The 19,037-nt window shown below is 66.2% G+C and carries 22 protein-coding genes; 15 read left to right on the top strand and 7 right to left on the bottom strand.

All coding sequences use genetic code 11. The features are described from left to right. Nucleotide 1: 1 nt before the first annotated feature. Nucleotides 2-1,138 (bottom strand): phosphate ABC transporter substrate-binding protein PstS, encoded by a 1,137-nt coding sequence (gene pstS / locus MNAB215_RS04100; protein WP_077077563.1) that lies wholly within the window; start codon nucleotides 1,136-1,138, stop codon nucleotides 2-4. Nucleotides 1,139-1,581: 443 nt separating this feature from the next. Between pstS and MNAB215_RS04095 the strand changes: the two genes are divergently transcribed. From MNAB215_RS04095 to MNAB215_RS04080, 4 genes are all read left to right on the top strand, one after another. Next, nucleotides 1,582-2,481, top strand: a complete 900-nt coding sequence (locus MNAB215_RS04095) for a DUF4436 domain-containing protein (RefSeq protein ID WP_077077562.1) — start codon at nucleotides 1,582-1,584, stop codon at nucleotides 2,479-2,481. 67 nt (nucleotides 2,482-2,548) lie between these two features. After that, nucleotides 2,549-3,439 (top strand): formylglycine-generating enzyme family protein, encoded by an 891-nt coding sequence (locus MNAB215_RS04090; RefSeq protein ID WP_077078408.1) that lies wholly within the window; start codon nucleotides 2,549-2,551, stop codon nucleotides 3,437-3,439. 180 nt (nucleotides 3,440-3,619) lie between these two features. After that, nucleotides 3,620-4,612 carry a DUF4436 domain-containing protein gene (locus MNAB215_RS04085; RefSeq protein WP_083746052.1) on the top strand — a complete coding sequence of 331 codons (993 nt, stop codon included), beginning with the start codon at nucleotides 3,620-3,622 and terminating at the stop codon, nucleotides 4,610-4,612. Between the two features lie 177 nt (nucleotides 4,613-4,789). Continuing rightward, nucleotides 4,790-5,728, top strand: a complete 939-nt coding sequence (locus MNAB215_RS04080) for a DUF4436 domain-containing protein (RefSeq protein ID WP_425436423.1) — start codon at nucleotides 4,790-4,792, stop codon at nucleotides 5,726-5,728. 18 nt (nucleotides 5,729-5,746) lie between these two features. Here MNAB215_RS04080 and MNAB215_RS04075 read toward each other — a convergent pair whose 3' ends face one another. Then, on the bottom strand, nucleotides 5,747-7,198 hold the full coding sequence (locus MNAB215_RS04075) for an FAD-dependent oxidoreductase (RefSeq protein ID WP_077077561.1): 1,452 nt from the start codon (nucleotides 7,196-7,198) through the stop codon (nucleotides 5,747-5,749). A 560-nt stretch (nucleotides 7,199-7,758) separates the two neighbouring features. Here MNAB215_RS04075 and rplN point away from each other — a divergent pair. From rplN to rplO, 10 genes are all read left to right on the top strand, one after another. Continuing rightward, nucleotides 7,759-8,127, top strand: a complete 369-nt coding sequence (gene rplN, locus MNAB215_RS04070; protein ID WP_003403649.1) for a 50S ribosomal protein L14 — start codon at nucleotides 7,759-7,761, stop codon at nucleotides 8,125-8,127. Continuing rightward, the gene (gene rplX / locus MNAB215_RS04065) at nucleotides 8,128-8,445 is read left to right on the top strand and encodes a 50S ribosomal protein L24 (RefSeq protein ID WP_077077560.1); all 318 of its coding nucleotides are present in this window, start codon (nucleotides 8,128-8,130) and stop codon (nucleotides 8,443-8,445) included. Next, complete coding sequence (gene rplE / locus MNAB215_RS04060) at nucleotides 8,445-9,008, top strand: 50S ribosomal protein L5 (protein ID WP_077077559.1); 564 nt, start codon at nucleotides 8,445-8,447, stop codon at nucleotides 9,006-9,008. Before rplX ends, rplE begins: the two co-directional genes overlap by 1 nt. Nucleotides 9,009-9,012: 4 nt before the next feature. Beyond that, entirely contained in the window at nucleotides 9,013-9,198 is a 186-nt protein-coding gene (locus MNAB215_RS04055; protein ID WP_007167851.1) for a type Z 30S ribosomal protein S14, read from the top strand. A gap of 100 nt (nucleotides 9,199-9,298) precedes the next feature. Further along, on the top strand, nucleotides 9,299-9,697 hold the full coding sequence (rpsH, locus tag MNAB215_RS04050) for a 30S ribosomal protein S8 (RefSeq protein ID WP_077077558.1): 399 nt from the start codon (nucleotides 9,299-9,301) through the stop codon (nucleotides 9,695-9,697). An 11-nt stretch (nucleotides 9,698-9,708) separates the two neighbouring features. Continuing rightward, entirely contained in the window at nucleotides 9,709-10,248 is a 540-nt protein-coding gene (gene rplF / locus MNAB215_RS04045; protein ID WP_077077557.1) for a 50S ribosomal protein L6, read from the top strand. A 41-nt stretch (nucleotides 10,249-10,289) separates the two neighbouring features. After that, on the top strand, nucleotides 10,290-10,658 hold the full coding sequence (gene rplR, locus MNAB215_RS04040) for a 50S ribosomal protein L18 (RefSeq protein ID WP_077078405.1): 369 nt from the start codon (nucleotides 10,290-10,292) through the stop codon (nucleotides 10,656-10,658). Between the two features lie 22 nt (nucleotides 10,659-10,680). After that, entirely contained in the window at nucleotides 10,681-11,367 is a 687-nt protein-coding gene (gene rpsE / locus MNAB215_RS04035; RefSeq protein ID WP_077077556.1) for a 30S ribosomal protein S5, read from the top strand. After that, nucleotides 11,364-11,570: a 50S ribosomal protein L30 gene (gene rpmD / locus MNAB215_RS04030; protein ID WP_077077555.1), complete on the top strand. Its 207-nt coding sequence runs from the start codon at nucleotides 11,364-11,366 to the stop codon at nucleotides 11,568-11,570. Before rpsE ends, rpmD begins: the two co-directional genes overlap by 4 nt. Next, nucleotides 11,567-12,010, top strand: coding sequence for a 50S ribosomal protein L15 (rplO, locus tag MNAB215_RS04025; protein WP_077077554.1), 444 nt, complete (start codon nucleotides 11,567-11,569; stop codon nucleotides 12,008-12,010). Before rpmD ends, rplO begins: the two co-directional genes overlap by 4 nt. 64 nt (nucleotides 12,011-12,074) lie before the next feature. Here rplO and MNAB215_RS04020 read toward each other — a convergent pair whose 3' ends face one another. After that, nucleotides 12,075-13,004, bottom strand: a complete 930-nt coding sequence (locus MNAB215_RS04020) for an LLM class flavin-dependent oxidoreductase (RefSeq protein ID WP_077077553.1) — start codon at nucleotides 13,002-13,004, stop codon at nucleotides 12,075-12,077. A 39-nt stretch (nucleotides 13,005-13,043) separates the two neighbouring features. Between MNAB215_RS04020 and sppA the strand changes: the two genes are divergently transcribed. Further along, entirely contained in the window at nucleotides 13,044-14,825 is a 1,782-nt protein-coding gene (sppA, locus tag MNAB215_RS04015; RefSeq protein ID WP_077077552.1) for a signal peptide peptidase SppA, read from the top strand. A gap of 71 nt (nucleotides 14,826-14,896) precedes the next feature. Here the strand turns inward: sppA and MNAB215_RS04010 are convergent, their stop codons facing one another. From MNAB215_RS04010 to MNAB215_RS03995, 4 genes are all read right to left on the bottom strand, one after another. After that, nucleotides 14,897-15,811 carry a class I SAM-dependent methyltransferase gene (locus tag MNAB215_RS04010; protein WP_077078404.1) on the bottom strand — a complete coding sequence of 305 codons (915 nt, stop codon included), beginning with the start codon at nucleotides 15,809-15,811 and terminating at the stop codon, nucleotides 14,897-14,899. A gap of 9 nt (nucleotides 15,812-15,820) precedes the next feature. Beyond that, a complete protein-coding gene (locus MNAB215_RS04005) occupies nucleotides 15,821-16,729 on the bottom strand; it encodes a class I SAM-dependent methyltransferase (RefSeq protein ID WP_077077551.1) in 909 nt (302 codons plus the stop codon). Nucleotides 16,730-16,740: 11 nt separating this feature from the next. Next, on the bottom strand, nucleotides 16,741-17,706 hold the full coding sequence (locus MNAB215_RS04000) for a class I SAM-dependent methyltransferase (protein WP_077077550.1): 966 nt from the start codon (nucleotides 17,704-17,706) through the stop codon (nucleotides 16,741-16,743). 188 nt (nucleotides 17,707-17,894) lie between these two features. Next, nucleotides 17,895-18,932, bottom strand: coding sequence for an NAD(P)H-dependent amine dehydrogenase family protein (locus MNAB215_RS03995; RefSeq protein ID WP_108637529.1), 1,038 nt, complete (start codon nucleotides 18,930-18,932; stop codon nucleotides 17,895-17,897). Between the last annotated feature and the right edge of the window lie 105 nt (nucleotides 18,933-19,037).

The following is a 19,037-nucleotide window of genomic DNA, read 5'->3' as shown; positions in this document are numbered from 1 at the left end:
CCTAGCCGGTCAACCCATTCGTTCCCGGCGTGGCGGTCATGGTGTCGATGGCGCCGAAGACTCGCGACTGGAAGTCCGGCGGCAACGGGATGTAGCCGTGCTTGTCGAGGTCAGCCTGGCCTGGGCCGACGGCTGCCTGAAGGAACGCCTTTACCGCCGGGCCGACGTCGGCGCTGGGGTATTTCGAGCAGACGATCTCGTAGGTGACCATGACAATGGGATAGACGTCGGGCTGGCTGGGGTTGTAGAACCCGGACAGGTCGAGCACGAGATCGTTGCCCTTGCCGATGATCTTGGCGTTGCTGATGGTCTTGCCGACCGTGTCGGCGCCAATGCGCACCGGGCGCAACGATTTACGGCTTGCCGACGTTTTGATCTGGGCGGCGAATAGGTTCTGCTGCAAGGCGAATGAGTATTCGTTGTAACTGATCGCGCCCTCGGTGTTCTTCACCTCGGCCGCGGTTCCCTGGTTGCCGTGAGCGCCCGTGCCCACGCCGCCGGCGAAGATCTTGCCGGTGCCCTTGTCCCATGCCCCGCCGGATGCGGCCTGCAAGTAGGCCTGGAAGTTTGCGCTGGTGCCGGACGGGTCCTCGCGGTAGACCACATGAATGTTCTCCGGCGGCATCGATGCGTTGAGCGCGGTGATGGCCGGGTCGTCCCAGCGCGTGATGCTGCCGTTGAAGATCCCGGCCAGCGTCGCCGCGTCGAGCACCAGGTTGTCGACGGCGTTGAGGTTGTAGGTGATGGCGATGGGCCCGAAGACCACGGGCAGATTCCAGGCGTCGTTTCCGCCGCATCGCTGCTTGGCGGCGGCGTATTGCTCATCGGTGAGCGGGATGTCCGATCCGGCGAAATCGGTCTTGCCGGCCAGGAAGTCGTTGACTCCGGCGCCGGAACCGTTGGGGGTGTAGGTGATGGATTGTTTTCCCTTGCACGCCTTGTTGAAGGCGGCGATGAACTCGGTCATCGCGTTGGCTTGGGCGCTCGAGCCGCTCGCGGTGATGGCTTGCTTTCCGCCGCAGTCCACTCTCGATCCGCTGGCATAGGCCAGGGTCGTGTGTGGCTTGCTGCATCCCGATAGCACCAGAGCGGCCGCTGTCAGCACGCTGATGGCGGCAGCAGCTCGATTGCGCTTCACGGTAATTGCCTCCTCGAAAACAACAGACGGTGGAAGGATGCGGCGTTTGTGATCGTCGTGCTCAGCGGCGGCCAGCTCAGCCCGGGCAGGCGATGCGGGGGTGCACTTACTCTCCGGCGGCGTAGCAATGGGGCATGTAGGGGTGCACGGCCACGAAGGCCATGATGGCGTCCGGCGTCGGCGGTGAGGTCGGTGTCGGGGCGCAAGTCACCCCGATTTCGCCACATGTCGACATTTACAGCTACCGAGGAGGCGCGCAAACAAACATCAGATGAACTGGAATTGACTCGTACCGTCGCATCGGCTCAAAGATTGCGGAAATGCTGATGTCACCGCACGATCTGCAGGGGTTCATTACGATCTGAATTCGTGGCGTTTCCGATTAGCTGGAATTGCCCAGCGAATGCTCGTCCGCCTTTCTTGTCCGCGACGGAGGTTGCACGATGACGGTTGAGACCCCGCCTACACACGCCGCCCCGCCGCCCAAAAAGCGATCAGGCTTGCTAGTCGGTATCGGCGTTCTCGTCGCTTTCATCGTCGTCTACGGCTTGTCGTTGTTCGGCTTTCATGTGCTGGGCGAGTCGGCGGCGCCCCTTAAGGCCCCGGATCTCAACGCGGCCGACGACACCGTTGTGCTGATACGCCTCGATGAGCTCAAGACCGTCGCCAATCGTCTTGCGGTGAAGGTGCTGGTGTACCCGAAGGAAGAGATGTGGGACTCGCGCCTGGACGTCTTGAAACAGGACACCGCGGTGCGTATGGATCCGCCGAACGACCTGGGGGACTTGGTCTATCCGGCGGGGAAGTCGCCCGCACAGGTGGCCACCACGGTCGACGCCCACGGTGACCCCGAGATCTGGCCCTTCGACTCCTACAAGACCGACACCCTCTCGGCCGACGTGCTCGTCGGGTCCGGCGACGACCGCAAATACAAACCCGCGCGCGTCGAGGTGGCCGGGAAATTGGAAGGCTGGGACGTCAGCGTTCAGCGGGTCGGCGAAGGCGGTCAAGAGGCGGGCGGCGGCGACAGCGTGATCATCACTCTGCACAGGTCCAAGGCCCCGCTGATCTTCGATCTGGGAATCTGCCTGGTCCTCTTCGCCCTGGCCGCCCTGGCGTTGGCGGTCGTCATTCCGATGGCGACCGGTAAGCGGAAGTTGGTGCCTCCGTTCGGCGGGTGGTTCGCCGCCCTGCTGTTCGCGGTCATCCCCATCCGCAACTTCCTGCCGGGGGCCCCACCGCCGGGTGCCTGGATCGACCAAGCGCTGGTGATCTGGGTGCTGATCGCCCTCGTCACGGCGATGGTGATGTACATGCGCGCGTGGTACAAGAAATCGGATTAGCGCGCGTCGGGTAAGTCGGGTCAAGGCGACCGGGTTCCCGACAGCGGGCGCGTCATACCCTGAAGTGGTGCTCACTGAGCTGATTGACCTGCCTAGTGGCTCATTCCGGATGGGCTCGACAAGCTTCTACCCGGAAGAGGCGCCGGTCCACACCGTGGCCGTGGGTTGTATTGCGGTGGAACGACATCCGGTGACCAACGCGCAGTTCGCCGAATTCGTTGCCGCCACAGGCTATGTCACGACCGCCGAGCAACCGATTGACCCTGCGCTGTATCCGGGAGTCGATCCCAGTGATCTGCGTGCCGGCGCTTTGGTCTTTCGCCCGACGCCGGGCCCGGTCGACCTGCGTGACTGGCGACAGTGGTGGGGTTGGGTGCCCGGCGCGAGTTGGCGTCATCCGTTCGGGCCGGACAGCGATGTCGCGGACAGGGGTGACCATCCCGTCGTGCAGGTCGCCTATCCCGACGCCGCGGCCTACGCGCGCTGGGCCGGGCGGCGATTGCCGACCGAGGCCGAATGGGAGTATGCCGCCCGGGGCGGCAGCGCGACGACGTATTCCTGGGGCGACGACGTCGCACCCGGCGGCCGGTTGATGGCCAACACGTGGCAGGGCAGGTTCCCGTACCGCAACGACGGCGCGCTCGGCTGGGTGGGCACGTCGCCGGTGGGGACGTTTCCGCCGAACGGTTTCGGGCTGCTCGACATGATCGGCAACGTGTGGGAGTGGACCGCCACCGAGTTCTCCGCCCATCACCGCCTCGACCAGCCACCGAAAGCCTGCTGCACACCGTCGGGGCCCGCCGATCCCGCCGTCAGACAGGCGTTGAAGGGCGGTTCGCACTTGTGCGCCCCGGAGTACTGCCACCGCTACCGTCCGGCCGCGCGTTCGCCCCAATCGCAGGACAGCGCGACTACCCACATCGGGTTTCGTTGCGTGGCGAGTCGGGAGCCGGATTAGCCATGCGACGACGCTTGCTGGTCGGTATGGACGCGGAACAGGCGTCCTGCGTGAACGCCGCCTGACCAGCAAGTGACGGAAGTCCCTCGACGGGGGTCGCGGCACCCGGTGTTCGCTAACATCTGACCCCGTGGCGCTTCGACAAGCTCGGTTCCCCCTGCGGTCCCGCGAAAGCGGATGATGACCACTGACACTTCGGAGCTACCGCCTCCGCCGCCGCCGGAGGAAGAGCCGCCGCCGCCGCCCCCGGAGGAGCCGGGGCCCACGACACGCTTCGGGCGCTTTCAGGCCGCTTTCAACCGCCGCAGAAAACGCATCTCGATCACGTTGGGTGTGGTCATCTTGGTGGCCGGCGCTTACGCCCTGTCCCTATTCGCCGTCCACTACCTGCAGAGATCCGCGGGGCCACTCCCGCCACTGGACTTGAGCGAAGGCAAGGGCAACTACACGATCGTTCAGCTGCGGCTCGATGAGCTGAAGACCACCGCAAACCGCCTCCAAGTGGATGTGCTGGTCTATCCGCCGGATTCGGTATACGACAACCGCTTCGACGTGTTGGCCAAAGACGTGGCGGTGCGCCTGTATCCCACCAGCGACCTCGGCGACCTGATATTCCCGATCGGAAAGGCGCCGGCGCAACTCCAAACCAAAATCGAGGCGCACGGCGACCCCGGTAACTGGCCATTCGACCAGTACAAAACCGAAAAAATCTCGGCCGATGCGTTCATCGGAGCCGGCGACGGTCGCAGAAAGTACCCGGGCCGCGTCGAGGTGACCGGAGCGATGGAAGGCTGGGACGTCGCCGTCTCCCGCGTTACCGACGCCGGTGAACCCGCGCCCGCGAGCGATGACGACGCCGGCCTAATCATCACCCTGAAGCGAGCCAAGGGTCCGCTGGTCTTCGACATCGCCATCATCATCGTCCTCATCGCCTTGCCGACTTTGGCGCTGCTGGTGGCCATTCCGATGGTGCTGGGCCGGAGGAAGTTCGTGCCCCCGTTCGGAACCTGGTATGCCGCGATGCTGTTTGCCGTCGTCCCGCTGCGAAATTTCCTGCCCGGTTCACCGCCGCCGGGCTCATGGATCGACCAAGCCGTCGTCCAGTGGGTGCTGATCGGGCTCGGGACGGCCATGACTTTGTACATCATCTCCTGGATCCGGCAAGGAGACTGACTTTCGCGGCAGCGATGTCATCGCCGTGTTAACACCGCGTAGCGGTGCTGTTTTATCCCAGGTCAGCAAACTCCGCCGTTGCTAGCATCTGGCTCCGTGACGCTGCACCGGGACCTGGCCACGTCGGGGGCATATGTGCCTGCCGAGACGGGTCCCGAATTGGACCTTGCCGGGGCGCTGGGGGCGCCGGCGGATCCGCCCACGGCGGCCCCGCCCGGTTTGCCACCGGCTCCGCCGGAACCCGAGCCGCAGGGTAAGCCGAAGCGTCGACGACACGTCGTGCTCGATGTCTGCATCGTGCTCGGCGTCGTCATGGCCTACTGCCTGTCGCTGCTCGGCTATCACCTGCTGGCCAGCGAGCCGCGCATGCCCGAACCCGAATTGAGCACCGCCGACGGCACCGTGGTGTTGGTGCGCCTCGAGCAGCTTCACACCGTGGCGAATCGCCTCGATGTGAAGGTGCTGGTGATGCCCGACGACTCGCTGCTCAACAAACGGCTCAACGTGTTGAGCACCGACACGTCGGTGCGGTTCTTCCCGCAGAACGACCTGGGAGATCTGCAATACCCGGTGGGGAAGTTGCCTGCGCAGGTGTCGACCACCATCGAAGCCCACGGCGACCCGGGCGACTGGCCGTTCGACTCCTACACGACCGACCTGATTCAGGCGGACGTCCTTGTTGGGTCGGGCGATAACCGTCAATACACATTCGGCCGGGTGGAAGTGACTGGGTCGCTGGAAGGCTGGGACGTCGAGCTCACTCGGGTTGCCCGCAACAAGAACGACCCCGATCGTCCCGACAACGTCATCATCACCCTGCACCGGGCCAGGGGTCCGCTGGTCTTCGACCTCGGCATCTGCCTGGTCCTGATTACGCTGCCGACGTTGGCGTTGTTCGTGGCCATTCAGATGCTGACGGGCCGCAGGCAGTTCCTGCCGCCGTTTGCCACCTGGTATGCCGCGATGCTGTTCGCCGTCGTGCCGCTGCGAAATATCCTTCCCGGCGCCCCGCCACCCGGTTCGTGGATCGACCAGGCCGTGGTGATCTGGGTGCTGATCGGGCTGGCCGCCGCGCTGGTCCTCTACATCATCGCGTGGTACCGAAACAGCAGCTGAGCGCGGCGGCGGTCGGCGTCAAAAGTTCAAGCCGGAGAACATGATTCGGCCCGGGTCGTACTTTTGCCGGACCGCGGTCAGCCGGGACAGGTTCGGTCCGAAGTACCGCGACGCCGGTTGGTTCGCCTCGATGTAGTTCACGTAACCACCAACCGAATACGGTTGCACCGCTTGGTGAGCGCTGGCGAGCCAGGTGGTCGCCGCGCCCACATCGCCCGTTTCGACGTACCACTGCACCAGCGCGGACTGCCGGCGCCACGGAAAGGCGGTGGCCCCCGGTGCCACAGTGGCAAGCGCGCCGTCCATGGCGTGCATGATCGCCAGCATGCGACCCGCGCCGCGAGGAAAAGCGTTGACCGCCGCCGCGATGCCCTGAGCCGCGCCCGCGTTGAAGGTTCCGAAGACATCCGATCCGCCGACATATCCGAGCGGCGACGGATTGAGATTGTTGACGGCCAGGTACCGCACCAGGTCCAGATAGTTCATCGTGTGGCTGTCGGTTCCGCTGGGTTGCATCCCGACGGCCGACGTGATGGCGTTCGCCACGCTGCCGCCCGACCCGGCCGGGCAGGTCGCCATGATGCGGCAGTGTGTTCCCATCGGTTCGGTCGTGCTGTCCGCGAGCGCCCAGCTGTTGCGGTCGGCGGTGCGCAGCCAGTTCTGCCAACCCATCAAGACCTGCGCGAAGGCCTGCTGCGGGTAGTTGAGGTTCACCACGTCGACGTCATGGGTCGGAAACGTCGCAAAGGTCAGCGAGGTGGTCACCCCGAAGTTGCCGCCACCGCCACCGCGCAGCCCCCAGAACAGGTCGGGGTTGTTGGCGGCGGACGCGGTGACCGCCTGGCCGTTGGGTAGCACCACCTGCGCCGACGTCAGTTGGTCGCAGAGCAGGCCCGCATGCCGCGACTGGGCGCCCAACCCGCCGCCCAGCGCGTGGCCTGCGGCCCCGACCGACGGGCAGGTTCCGGTCGGGATGCCACGGCCGGCCGCCGCCAGCTCCTGATGTATCGCATACAAAGGGGTCGCGGGCGTGACCGTGACCTGTCCGCTGGCGGCGTCGTATGTGACGCCCCCGGGCAACTGACGGAGGTCGATGACCATGGTTCCGTTCGCCGTGGACCCACCTATATAGGAGTGCCCCCCACTGCGCGGAGCGACCTTGAGGTTGTGCGCGGCGGCGAAGGCCATCGCCTTTTGCACGTCGGCCGCCGACGTCGGAGTGACGATCGCCGCCGGCGTCGAGCCGTTGTAGTTGGTGTTGAAGACCTGCTTGGCCGCCCCGAACTGCCCGTTGTCCGGCAGTATCACCTGCCCGCTGATGGCGGTGGAAAGTCCGCCCCAGCCCGAGGCAGGCGGATCGGCGGCGGCGCGCCCCGTCCCGAACACTGCCCCGGTGGCCAACGCGCCCGCGGCGGCGCGCAAGAACGCCTGCCGCGAGATACCTCCCGCCCGCTCCCGCGGTACCACCATGCCCGCATTGTGTGCCCATCTGGCGGCGGAATTCGCGGTGCCGCACGCCGTGTCGCGTAACGATTAGCCAACGACCGATCCGGCCTGGCCAAGGGGCGCGTCGGGGTAGTGAGGCCGGTTGAAATATTTTCACCAAACCGATCACCTCGGGCGTAGTGTCGAAGCATCACGAAGACGGCACCCCGCGGCAATGGAAGACCCGATCAGCACGAGAACCTGCGCCGCCGGGTGCCGTTTCTCATCGGCGAGCGAAGCGATGTCGCGGTTGGTCCACACGCAGTTGGAGACGCCGGCCGCCATTGCAGGGGTTGTTTCAAACTGACCCACTACCGGGGCCACTACCGGGGCCGACGCGAATTTGGCTCTGCGCAGGTCTTGACCTAGACTCTGGGGGTTGCCTTGGGCAGACCTCGGCCGGTATATGCACCACCATCGGCCCCGCGTGCTCTTCGGTGACAAAGACCGCGCACGTCAGGTTTTTTTGGTGGGTACTGCACGTAGCAGTGCGCAGCGAAGTGAGTCCTCCTGCCGTGCACACGTGAACCAGTTCAGGAGACCAGGTGATTCAGCAGGAATCGCGGCTGAAGGTTGCCGACAACACCGGTGCCAAGGAGATCTTGTGCATCCGGGTGCTCGGTGGTTCGTCGCGACGCTACGCCGGCATCGGTGATGTCATCGTCGCCACCGTCAAGGACGCCATCCCCGGTGGCAACGTCAAGCGTGGTGACGTCGTCAAGGCCGTGGTCGTGCGCACCGTCAAGGAGCGCAGGCGTCCCGACGGCAGCTACATCAAATTCGACGAAAACGCCGCGGTGATCATCAAGCCCGACAACGACCCGCGTGGGACCCGCATCTTCGGGCCGGTCGGGCGCGAACTGCGTGAGAAGCGATTCATGAAGATCATCTCGCTCGCCCCGGAGGTGTTGTAGGTGAAGGTCAAGAAGGACGACACCGTGCTGGTGATCGCCGGTAAGGACAAGGGCGCCAAAGGCAAAGTGCTGAAGGTGTACCCGGAGCGCAATCGCGTGCTGGTCCAGGGCGTCAACTCGATCAAGAAGCACACCGCCGCCTCGCAGAACCAGCGTGGGGCCCAGTCGGGCGGGATCGTCACTCAGGAAGCCCCGATCGACGCCTCCAACGTGATGGTGGTCGATTCGGACGGCAAGCCCACCCGAGTCGGCTACCGGCTCGATGAGGAGACCGGCAAGCGAGTCCGCGTCTCCAAGCGCAATGGCAAGGACATCTGATGAGTACTGCAGAGAAGGTTCAGCCGCGCCTTAAAGAGCGGTACCGCAACGAGATTCGGGATGCGCTGAACAACGAGTTCAGCTACGGCAACGTGATGCAGATCCCGACCGTGGTGAAGGTCGTGGTCAACATGGGTGTCGGCGACGCCGCCCGTGACGCCAAGCTGATCAACGGCGCCGTCAGCGACCTGGCGGCGATCACCGGGCAACGACCCGAGATCCGCAAGGCCCGCAAGTCCATCGCGCAGTTCAAGCTGCGTGAGGGCATGCCGATCGGCGCCCGGGTCACGCTGCGCGGCGACCGCATGTGGGAATTCCTCGACCGGCTGACTTCGATTGCGCTGCCACGTATTCGCGACTTCCGCGGGCTTTCGCCCAAGCAGTTCGATGGCGTCGGCAACTACACCTTCGGGCTGGCCGAGCAGTCGGTGTTCCACGAGATCGACGTGGACAAGATCGACCGGGTCCGTGGCATGGACATCAACGTCGTCACCTCGGCGACGAACGACGACGAAGGGCGAGCGCTGTTGCGGGCCCTTGGCTTTCCGTTCAAGGAGAACTGAGTAGATGGCGAAGAAGGCACTCGTTAACAAGGCCGCGCGCAAGCCCAAGTTCGCGGTGCGCGGCTACACCCGCTGCAACAGGTGCGGTCGTCCGCGCGCGGTGTTCCGCAAGTTCGGGCTGTGCAGGATCTGCCTGCGCGAGATGGCGCACGCGGGCGAGCTGCCCGGCGTGCAGAAGAGCAGTTGGTAACAGGCCCCAGGACATCACCCCTACCAGATAAAGGTGCGCGGCAGGCCTCCCAAGAGAAATTGGACCGGGGAACCACCGCGAGGAAGGTAACAGACCTGTCATGACAATGACGGACCCGATCGCAGACTTCTTGACACGTCTGCGCAACGCCAACTCGGCGTATCACGACGAGGTGAGCTTGCCTCACTCAAAACTGAAGGCCAACATCGCTGCGATCCTCAAGAGCGAGGGCTACATCAGCGACTTCCGGACCGAAGACGCTCGCGTCGGCAAGTCGCTGATCGTCCAGCTCAAGTACGGGCCGAGCCGGGAGCGCAGCATTGCCGGTCTGCGGCGCGTCTCCAAGCCCGGTTTGCGGGTGTACGCGAAGTCCACCGGCCTGCCGCGGGTTCTCGGCGGCCTGGGCGTCGCGATCATCTCGACCTCCTCGGGCCTGCTGACCGACCGTCAGGCCGCCAGGCAGGGCGTGGGCGGCGAAGTCCTCGCGTACGTGTGGTGAGGGGATAAGTCATGTCGCGTATTGGTAAGCAACCTGTTCCGATTCCGTCCGGAGTCGACGTAACGATCGACGGCCAGAATGTCTCCGTCAAGGGGCCCAAGGGCACCCTGGAGTTGACGGTCGCCGAGCCGATCACGTTGGCGCGCAACGAAGATGGCGCGATCGTGGTCAACCGTCCCAACGACGAGCGGCTGAACCGGTCGTTGCACGGGCTCTCGCGCACCCTGGTGTCCAACCTGGTCACCGGCGTGACGGAGGGCTACACCACCAAGATGGAGATCTTCGGCGTCGGTTACCGCGTGCAGCTCAAGGGTTCCAACCTGGAGTTCGCACTCGGGTACAGCCACCCCGTGCTGATCGAGGCGCCGGACGGCATCACGTTCGCGGTCCAGTCGCCGACGAAGTTCACCATCACGGGAATCGACAAGCAGAAGGTCGGCCAGATCTCGGCAAACATCCGCCGTCTGCGCCGCCCGGACCCGTACAAGGGCAAGGGCGTGCGCTACGAGGGTGAGCAGATCCGCCGCAAGGTCGGAAAGACAGGTAAGTAGTCATGGCGCAAGCAAAAGCTGACACCGCCGAGCGCAAGCCGGTGGGACAGAGCGTATCGGCAACCCGCCGGGTATCCCGGCTGCGCAGGCACGCACGGCTGCGCAAGAAGATCGCGGGCACCTCGCAGCGCCCGCGGCTGGTCGTGAACCGCTCGGCGCGGCACATCCACGTGCAGCTGGTCAACGACGAGAACGGCACCACGGTGGCCGCGGCGTCGTCGATCGAGGCCGACGTGCGTGGCCTGGATGGTGACAAGAAAGCCCACAGCGTGCGGGTCGGTCAATTGATCGCCGAGCGGGCCAAGGCCGCCGGCATCGACAGCGTGGTATTCGACCGCGGGGGATACACCTACGGCGGACGGATCGCGGCACTGGCCGACGCCGCCCGCGAGAACGGATTGAGTTTCTGATGGTTACTGGAAGGACCGCATAATGGCGGAGCAGTCGGCGGGGTCGCAGGGCGGCTCCGACAGTCGTGACAGCCGCGGTGACCGCGGCGGCGACCGCGATGGCCGCGGCCGGCGGGACGGCGGCGGAGGACGTGGCCGCGACCGCGACGGCGACAAGAGCAACTACCTAGAGCGCGTCGTTGCCATCAACCGCGTCTCCAAGGTGGTCAAGGGTGGTCGGCGATTCAGCTTCACCGCGCTGGTCATCGTCGGCGACGGCAACGGCATGGTCGGTGTCGGCTACGGCAAGGCCAAGGAAGTCCCCGCCGCGATCGCCAAGGGTGTCGAGGAGGCACGCAAGGGCTTCTTCCGCGTGCCGCTGATCGGTGGCACCATTACCCACCCGGTGCAGGGTGAGGCGGCCGCCGGTGTGGTGCTGTTGCGTCCGGCCAGCGCGGGTACCGGTGTGATCGCCGGTGGTGCGGCCCGCGCGGTGCTGGAATGCGCTGGCGTGCATGACATTCTGGCCAAATCGCTGGGCAGCGACAACGCGATCAACGTGGTGCATGCCACCGTCGCGGCGCTCAAGCTGCTGCAGCGACCCGAGGAAGTGGCGGCGCGACGCGGGCTGCCGATCGAGGATGTCGCCCCGGCCGGGATGCTCAAGGCGCGACGCGAGAGCGAAGCGCTGGCTGCTGCGGCGGCAAGAGAGGCGACAGCACAGTCATGAGCGATCTGAAGATCACCCAGGTGCGCAGCACGATCGGCGCTCGCTGGAAGCAGCGCGAGAGCCTACGCACCCTGGGATTGCGGCGGATTCGCCACTCGGTGATCCGTGCGGACAACCCACAGACCCGCGGCCTGATCGCTGTGGTGAGCCACCTCGTCGAGGTGGAGCCCGCCGAGGCGGCCGCTGGAGGTAAGACCAAATGACGATCAAACTGCACGACCTGAAGCCGGCCCCCGGTTCGAAGAAGGCGCGCACCCGCGTCGGTCGCGGTGAGGGCTCCAAGGGCAAGACCGCGGGCCGTGGCACCAAGGGCACCAAGGCGCGCAAGAACGTGCCGGTGACCTTCGAGGGTGGGCAGATGCCGATCCACATGCGGCTGCCCAAGCTCAAGGGATTCCGCAACCGGTTCCGTACCGAATACGAGGTCGTCAACGTCGGTGACATCAGCCGGCTGTTCCCGCAGGGCGGTGCCATCGGTGTCGACGAACTGGTCGCCAAGGGCGCGGTTCGGAAGAACTCGTTGGTCAAGGTCCTCGGCGATGGCGACCTGACCGTCAAGGTCGAGGTGTCCGCGCACAAGTTCAGCGGCAGCGCGCGCGAGAAGATCACCGCCGCCGGTGGTTCGGCTACCGAGCTGTCCTAGCGTAAGCAGAAGCAAAAGCCCCCGCGCGCATCGCGTGTCGGGGGCTTTTTGCGTCGTTTGGGTGCTAGCCCAGCTGCGGAATGACCTCTGCGGCAAGGCGTTCCATCTGCTCGCGGTTCTCGGGGACGTCGGTGCCGACGGGATTGAGCAGCAGCATCTCGGCGCCGGCGTCGATGACTTCGCGTAGCCCGCGGACGACATCGTCGGGCGTGCCCGACACCGGTACGGCCTCGATGCCGGGAATCACGTTGGCGTAGATGCGATGCAGCCCGTCGAGGACCCGTTCACGGGCGCGTGCCGCGTTGTCGTCGACCATCAGGTAGACGCGCTTTCCGATGGTGAAGTGTGTCGGGTCCTTCTGCTGTTTGTCGAGCTCGCGGCGCACGGTGGCGGCCGCCCCGGCGAAGTGCTCGGTGGTCGACGAGCCCGCGCCCAGGAACGAATCGCCGAGGCGCACCGCCCTGGCCAAGGCCTTCGGGGCCAGGCCGCCGAACCAGATCGGCGGGTGCGGTCGCTGCACCGGCTTCGGGTTGGAGCCCAAGCCGTCGACGTCCCGGTACCGGCCGTGGAACGTCACCGTGGGCTCGTCCGACCATGCCGCTTTCATCAGCTCGAGGCCCTCGGTGAAATACGAGATGAAGTGCTCTTTGTCCACCCCGAAGGCGGCGAATTGGCGACCACCGCCGCCGGGCGCCACACCGACGTCGAGCCGTCCATGGCTGATCCGGTCGACGGCGGTCACGGATTGGGCCAGCTGCAGCGGCTCGTGCAGCGATGTCACCAGCACCGCGACGCCGAGGCGCAGCCGCTTGGTGAAGGCGGCGCAGTAGGCCAGTAGCTCCAGCGGGGCCAGCAGCGGCGCCGTGCCGACGGACTGCTCGAGCAGCCAACCGCCCTCGAAGCCGAGCTCCTCGGCACGCTCTAGGTACGAGCGCAGACCGTCGCCGTCAAAATCGGTGTAATCGAACTGAGGGATCGCGATCGAAAACCTCACGCAACCACCCTACGGCGGCGAATCGGTACGCTGCACAGCATGTTCGCCTTTCTGCCTTCCCTTCCCGGTGTCGACGACATCCGCGCTCTGGCCGGTCGTGTCGATACCGTTCGCCACCACGGTGTGCCCGACGGCTGCGTGCTCGAATTCAGCCTGCGTTCGGTGCCGCCCGAGACGACGGGCTTTGACCCGCTGGCGATCATCACCGGGGGTGGCCGTCCGTTGGCGCTGCGCCAGGCGGTCGCCGCATTGCATCGCGCCGCCGACGACCCGCGGGTTGCCGGGCTGATCGCGCGCGTCCAGATGCAGGCGTCGCCGGCCGCGGCGGTTCAGGAACTCCGCGAGGCGATCGCGGCCTTCACCGCCGTCAAGCCGTCGCTGGCCTGGGCCGAGACCTACCCGGGCACGCTGTCCTACTACCTGGCTTCGGCGTTCGGTGAGGTCTGGATGCAGCCCGCCGGAAGTGTCGGGCTGGTCGGATTCGCCAGCAACGCCACCTTCCTGCGCGGCGCGCTCGACAAGGCGGGGATCGAAGCGCAATTCGTGGCGCGAGGCGAATACAAGTCAGCGGCAAACCTATTCACCGAGGATGGCTTCACCGACTCCCACCGGGAGGCGGTGACCCGGATGTTGGAAAGCCTGCAAGCACAGGTATGGCAATCGATCGCGGAGTCCCGCGACATCGACCCCGCTGCGCTCGATGGGCTGGCGGATAAGGCGCCGCTGTTGCGCGATGAGGCGGTCGCGTCCGGACTGGTCGACCGGATCGGCTTCCGCGACGAAGCCCACGCGCGGATCGCGGAAATGGTCGGTGTGGAAGATGTTTCAGACGACTCCGAGGACACGCCGCCGCGGCTCAATCTGACGCGGTACGCGGGCGCGTCGCGGCCGCGCCTGGCGCCGCCCGTGCCGTCGCTTCCCGGCCGCAAACCCAAGCCCACGCTGGCTGTCGTCACCGTCGAAGGGCCCATCGTCAACGGCCGGGGCGGGCCACAGTTCCCGCCGTTGGGAAACTCGTCGGCCGGCGGTGACACGATCGCCGCGGCGCTGCGGGAGGCCGCCGCTGACGATGCAGTGTCCGCCATCGTGCTGCGCATCGAGAGCCCCGGCGGTTCGGTCACCGCGTCGGAGACCATCTGGCGCGAGGTGGTCCGCGCCCGTGACCGCGGCAAACCGGTGGTGGCTTCGATGGGTTCGGTCGCCGCCTCGGGCGGCTACTACGTCGCGATGGCAGCGGACGCGATCGTGGCCAACGCGGCCACCATCACCGGTTCGATCGGTGTCATCACCGGGAAGCTGGTGGTGCGGGATCTGAAGGAGCGGCTGGGTGTCGCGTCAGATACCGTGCGCACCAACGTCAACGCCGACGCCTGGTCGATCGACGCGCCGTTCACGCCGCAGCAGCGTGCCGACCGTGAGGCCGAAGCGGATCTCATCTACGACGACTTCGTCCAACGCGTCGCGCAGGGCCGCAACCTGACCGCCGAGGCGGTGGATGCCGTTGCGCGAGGCCGGATCTGGACCGGCGCCGACGCCCTGGAGCGTGGTCTGGTCGATGAACTCGGCGGCCTGCGTGCCGCAGTGCGCCGCGCCAAAGTGCTGGCCGGCCTGGACGAGGGCACCGAGGTGAGCATCGTCAGCTTCCCGGGCTCCTCACTGCTGGACATGGTGCGTCCGCGTGGGTCGTCGCAACCGGCTGCCGCGTCGATGCCGGACGCGCTTGGCGCCCTGCTCGGCCGCTCGGTCGCCGCGATGCTGAACAACGTCGAGCAGACACTCAGCGGTGTCAGCGCGCTGTGGCTGGGGGAGTTCCGCTTCTAGCCTGTGGCGACCCTCCCCCGCAAGCGGGAGGTACCCCCATTCGCCCGGCTACGCCGCGCTTGCGATCGCCACTAGCCGGTGAGCCGGCCGCTGATGAAGATGATCTCGCCGAGCGGGTCGTCACGTTCCGGGGCGGGCGGATCGATGCCGTTGCGCTCGAACAACTCTGTTCGCGTCACGCCTTCGGCGTGCCATCCCGTGTTCCGGAGATAGTCGACGACGTGGTTGCGCTCGCCGGCGTACACCAGTGATGCCATGTCGATGTCCACGCCGTGGTCGCGGAAGGAACTGGACATCTCCCGTACCCGGTCGGCGTCGAAATCGATGATGCCGGGCACGAATTCGGTGGCGATCGTGCTGCCAGGGGCGCTCAACGCGGTGATGTTGTCGAACAGCCGGTCTTGAGCTTCGGCCGGCAGGTAGATCAGCAGGCCTTCGGCCAACCACGCCGTCGGAGCCGCCGTGTCCAGGCCGGCGCCGCGTAGCGCCGTCGGCCAGTCCGCGCGCAGATCGATGGGGATGGTGCGCCGGGCGGCGATGGGCTCGGCGCCTATGCCGGCCAGTGTGCTGGTCTTGAACTCGATCACCTGCGGCTGGTCGATCTCGTAGACCACCGTCCCGGCGGGCCACGGCAACCGGTAGGCCCGCGAGTCCAATCCCGACGCGAGGATCACCACTTGACGGACGCCCGTGCCGGTGGCGTCGGTCAGGTAGTCATCGAAATACTTCGTGCGCACCGCCATGCCGTCGGTCATTGCTTGCAGCCGCGCCGGAGTGGCGTTCTCGATCCCGTCGAAATCGATCTCGCCGTCCATCATCTTGATGAAGAAATCCACCCCGACAGCGCGCACCAGCGGCTCGGCGAACGGATCGCTGATCAGCCCCCGCGGATCCTTGGTCGCCATAGCCCGCCCGGCCGCGACCATGGTTGCGGTCGCGCCCACGCTGGACGCCAGATCCCAGTCATCGTCGTGCGAGCGTGCCACCACCACACCCTATCGAAGGGTGGCCTCCACGTAACTCATGTCGCCGAAGGCGCCCGCGAACTCGTCCTCGGGGAACTCAAACCCGTTGCGGGCATATAGCTCCCTGGCGGGATGGGCCGTGACCTCCCAGCCGTGGGTGCCGAGATAGTCGACGACGACGCTGCGCTCGCCCTGATAGAACAGCTCGGACGCGTCGAGGTTGAAACCGAAGCTGCGCCACCGCTCGGTGATGCGTTGCAACCGCTCGTCGGTGAAGGCATTCGGGTCGGGCACGTGTTCGGTGGCCAGCCGGCTACCCGGCGCGGACAGCGCGGCGATGTGGTCGAACAGCCGGTCCTGAGCCTCGGGCGGCAGGTAGGGCAGCAGCCCTTCGGCACTCCACGCGGTCGGCTGCGTGGGGTCGAATCCGCCCTCGCGTAGCGCGGCGGGCCAGTCGTCGCGCAGGTCGATGGCGATCGTTCGGCGCTGGGCGGTCGGGATGGCGCCGAGGTCGGCCAGGGTGTCGGTCTTGAACGCGATCACCTCGGGTTGGTCGATCTCGTAGACCACCGTGCCGGCCGGCCACTGCAGTCGGTAGGCCCTGGTGTCGAGTCCGGAGGCCAGGATGACCGCCTGACGGACACCGTCTTTGCCAGCGCCGGTGAAGAAGTCGTCGAAGAACCGCGTCCGCACCGTCATCTGGTGAATCCGCGTGGTGCGGTTCATCAGCGCGTCGTCCTCGAAATTCACCTCGCCGTCGATGATCCGGACGAAGATGTCCAATCCCACCGCCCGCACCAGTGGATCGGCCCACGGATCGTCGAGTAAGGCATCGGGGCCCTGCGAGGCCACCGCGCGGGAGGCGGCGACCATGGTGGCCGTCGCTCCCACACTGTGCGCCAATCCCCAGCTGTCGCCGTCGGTTCGTCCCGTCGTCATGCGCCTAGCTCCTATTTCGCGTCGGTGTCCAGAGTGCCGCTGCTGTACAGCATCTCACCCATGCGCAGGTCGTCGTCGGTCAGCGGCGCAAGTCCGTTGGCCTCGAACAACTCTCGAATGCTGACGTCGTCCATCTGCCAACCGCGGTCGCTCAGGTAGGGCGACGCCTCGTTGCGGTCACCCAAGTACACCAGCCCCGCCATATCGAGGTCGAAGCCGTGGGCACGCCAGCGCTCGGCGATGGTCTGCATGCGTTCGGCGAGCAGTTCCTCGTCGCCGGGCTCGGGGTTGGGCGCGCTTTCGGTGGCGATCCGGCTACCCGGGGCGCTGAGTTCGGTGATGGTGTCCAGCAGCCGGTCCTGCGCGTCCGGGGGCAGGTAGCCGAGTAGGCCCTCGGCGCTCCACGAGGTCGGCTGGTTCGGATCGAATCCGGCGGTGCGCAGTGCGGTGGGCCAGTCGTCGCGCAGGTCGACGGCCACCACGCGCCGATCGGCGGTGGGAGCGGCGCCGAGCTCGGCCAGCGTGCGGGTCTTGAATTCGATGACCTGCGGCTGGTCCACCTCGTAGACGACGGTCCCGGCCGGCCAGGCCAACCGGTAAGCGCGGGCATCCAGTCCCGACGCCAGAATCACGGCCTGCTTGATGCCGGCCTGCGCCGCCGCCAGGAAGAATTCGTCGAAGAACTTGGTACGCACGGCCATGTTGTCGGCCATGCGGGACATGGCGCCGGCAGACCCCGTCGCGCCATCGTGCACGTCGTTGAGTTCGCTGGTGTCGATTTCCCCGCTGGCCAACCGGCTGAGCAGGTCGACGCCGACCGCCCGGACCAACGGTTCGGCGTATTGGTCGTTGATCAACGGGCGATCCGCGCGGGACGCGACGGCGCGGGCGGCCGCGACCATGGTGGCGGTCACCCCGACGCTGGATGCCAGGTCCCAGGTGTCGCCCTCGTAGCGGGTTGAGCTGGTGGTAGTCATTTCGGTTCCCCCAAATCGGAAGTAGTTAGTACAGCTTAGCTAATACTTAGCCAATATAACAAGCTTCCACCACAGTACGCTTCCGCGAATTCGCGCCAACCTTGTCAAACGGCATACGCGGCCTCGGGTAAACGGGTGCTGATGAAGGGTTCTTCCGGGCGGGGTTGGGGCCGCGCTCCGCTGAGGAGTCAGGCCGTCAAAGCGCCCGGGGACCCGGTGATGGGCAAGTCAATCGGGGTGATGACGCCGGGCTTCGCGTCGCAGAGGAACGGTATGGCGTTGACCGCGGCGACGGCGGTGCTGGCCATCAACACGGTCATGATGTCCTGTCCGGGTTCGCCGAATCGGATCGTCGCGTCGACACGCGGTTCGCCTTCGATCACCACGCTGAAACCCTTCGGGTCGGTCCACTGCGGGTCGAGTGCGTCGTCGCTCATGGTCCAGCAGATGGCCAACTCGATCACGGGGCGGCCGCTGCGGTGACCGCGGTAGGTGCGGCGCTGGCCTCCGACGGTTCCAGCGGCGTAATCGACCCAGCCCAGATTCACGTCCTGGGTCAGCACGGCGGACTCGACAAACGCATCCTTGGAGTCGAGCTCGGTCCCCAGCATGGTGGCGATCATGTCCAGCGTCTCGAAGTAGCCGAGGCCGTATCGTTGTGTCTCCGGGTCGATTTGCGTGATCCGCTGGCGGGGCGGCTTGCCGAATCCGAGCACCTTCCACACGTCCTGCACGGGGTAGGTGGTGCAGTCCAGCGTTTCGACGAGCTTGACGCTGCGCACCTGTGAGCACGCGCCGGTGAGGAAGCCCGCGGCGACGTTGGCGAAGCCGGGCTCGAATCCGGTCCCCAGAAAGGTCGCGCCGCCCTCTCGTCCGGCCGCCTCGAGCGCCGCGAGCTCGGCCGGATGGTGGCTGCCGGTCACGAAGTCTCCGGTGGTGACCACGTTGATGCCGCTGCGCAGCAACCGCTCCACCAAGTCGAAATCGATGGCGCGCGGCATGTAGTTCACGCAGTCCGGCGCCAGTTCGATCAGCGCGTCGACGTCGTCCGTCGCGGCGACCCCGATCGGGGCCCGGCCGACCAGCGCCCCCGCGTCCTGCCCCACCTTGTCGGGCCCGAAGGCGTGGACGCCCACCACGTCGAAGACGTCGCGGTCGAGCAGGATGCCGAGCGCCTTCTTGCCGATGTTGCCGGTTGACCACTGCACCACGCGGTAGCGCTCCACGCGCCTCACCACCTTCCGGCTGCCCCGAGGTTTGACAGTGTACGACGAACGCTGTTTGAATCAGAACTCTGTTCGAATTCGACTGTCGTTCGAAACGTGAGGTAT

The organism is Mycobacterium numidiamassiliense (genome assembly GCF_900157365.1).
Taxonomy (GTDB): Bacteria; Actinomycetota; Actinomycetes; order Mycobacteriales; family Mycobacteriaceae; genus Mycobacterium; species Mycobacterium numidiamassiliense.
Note: the sequence above shows the minus strand (reverse complement) of the source record. Positions and strands in the feature narration are given on the sequence as shown.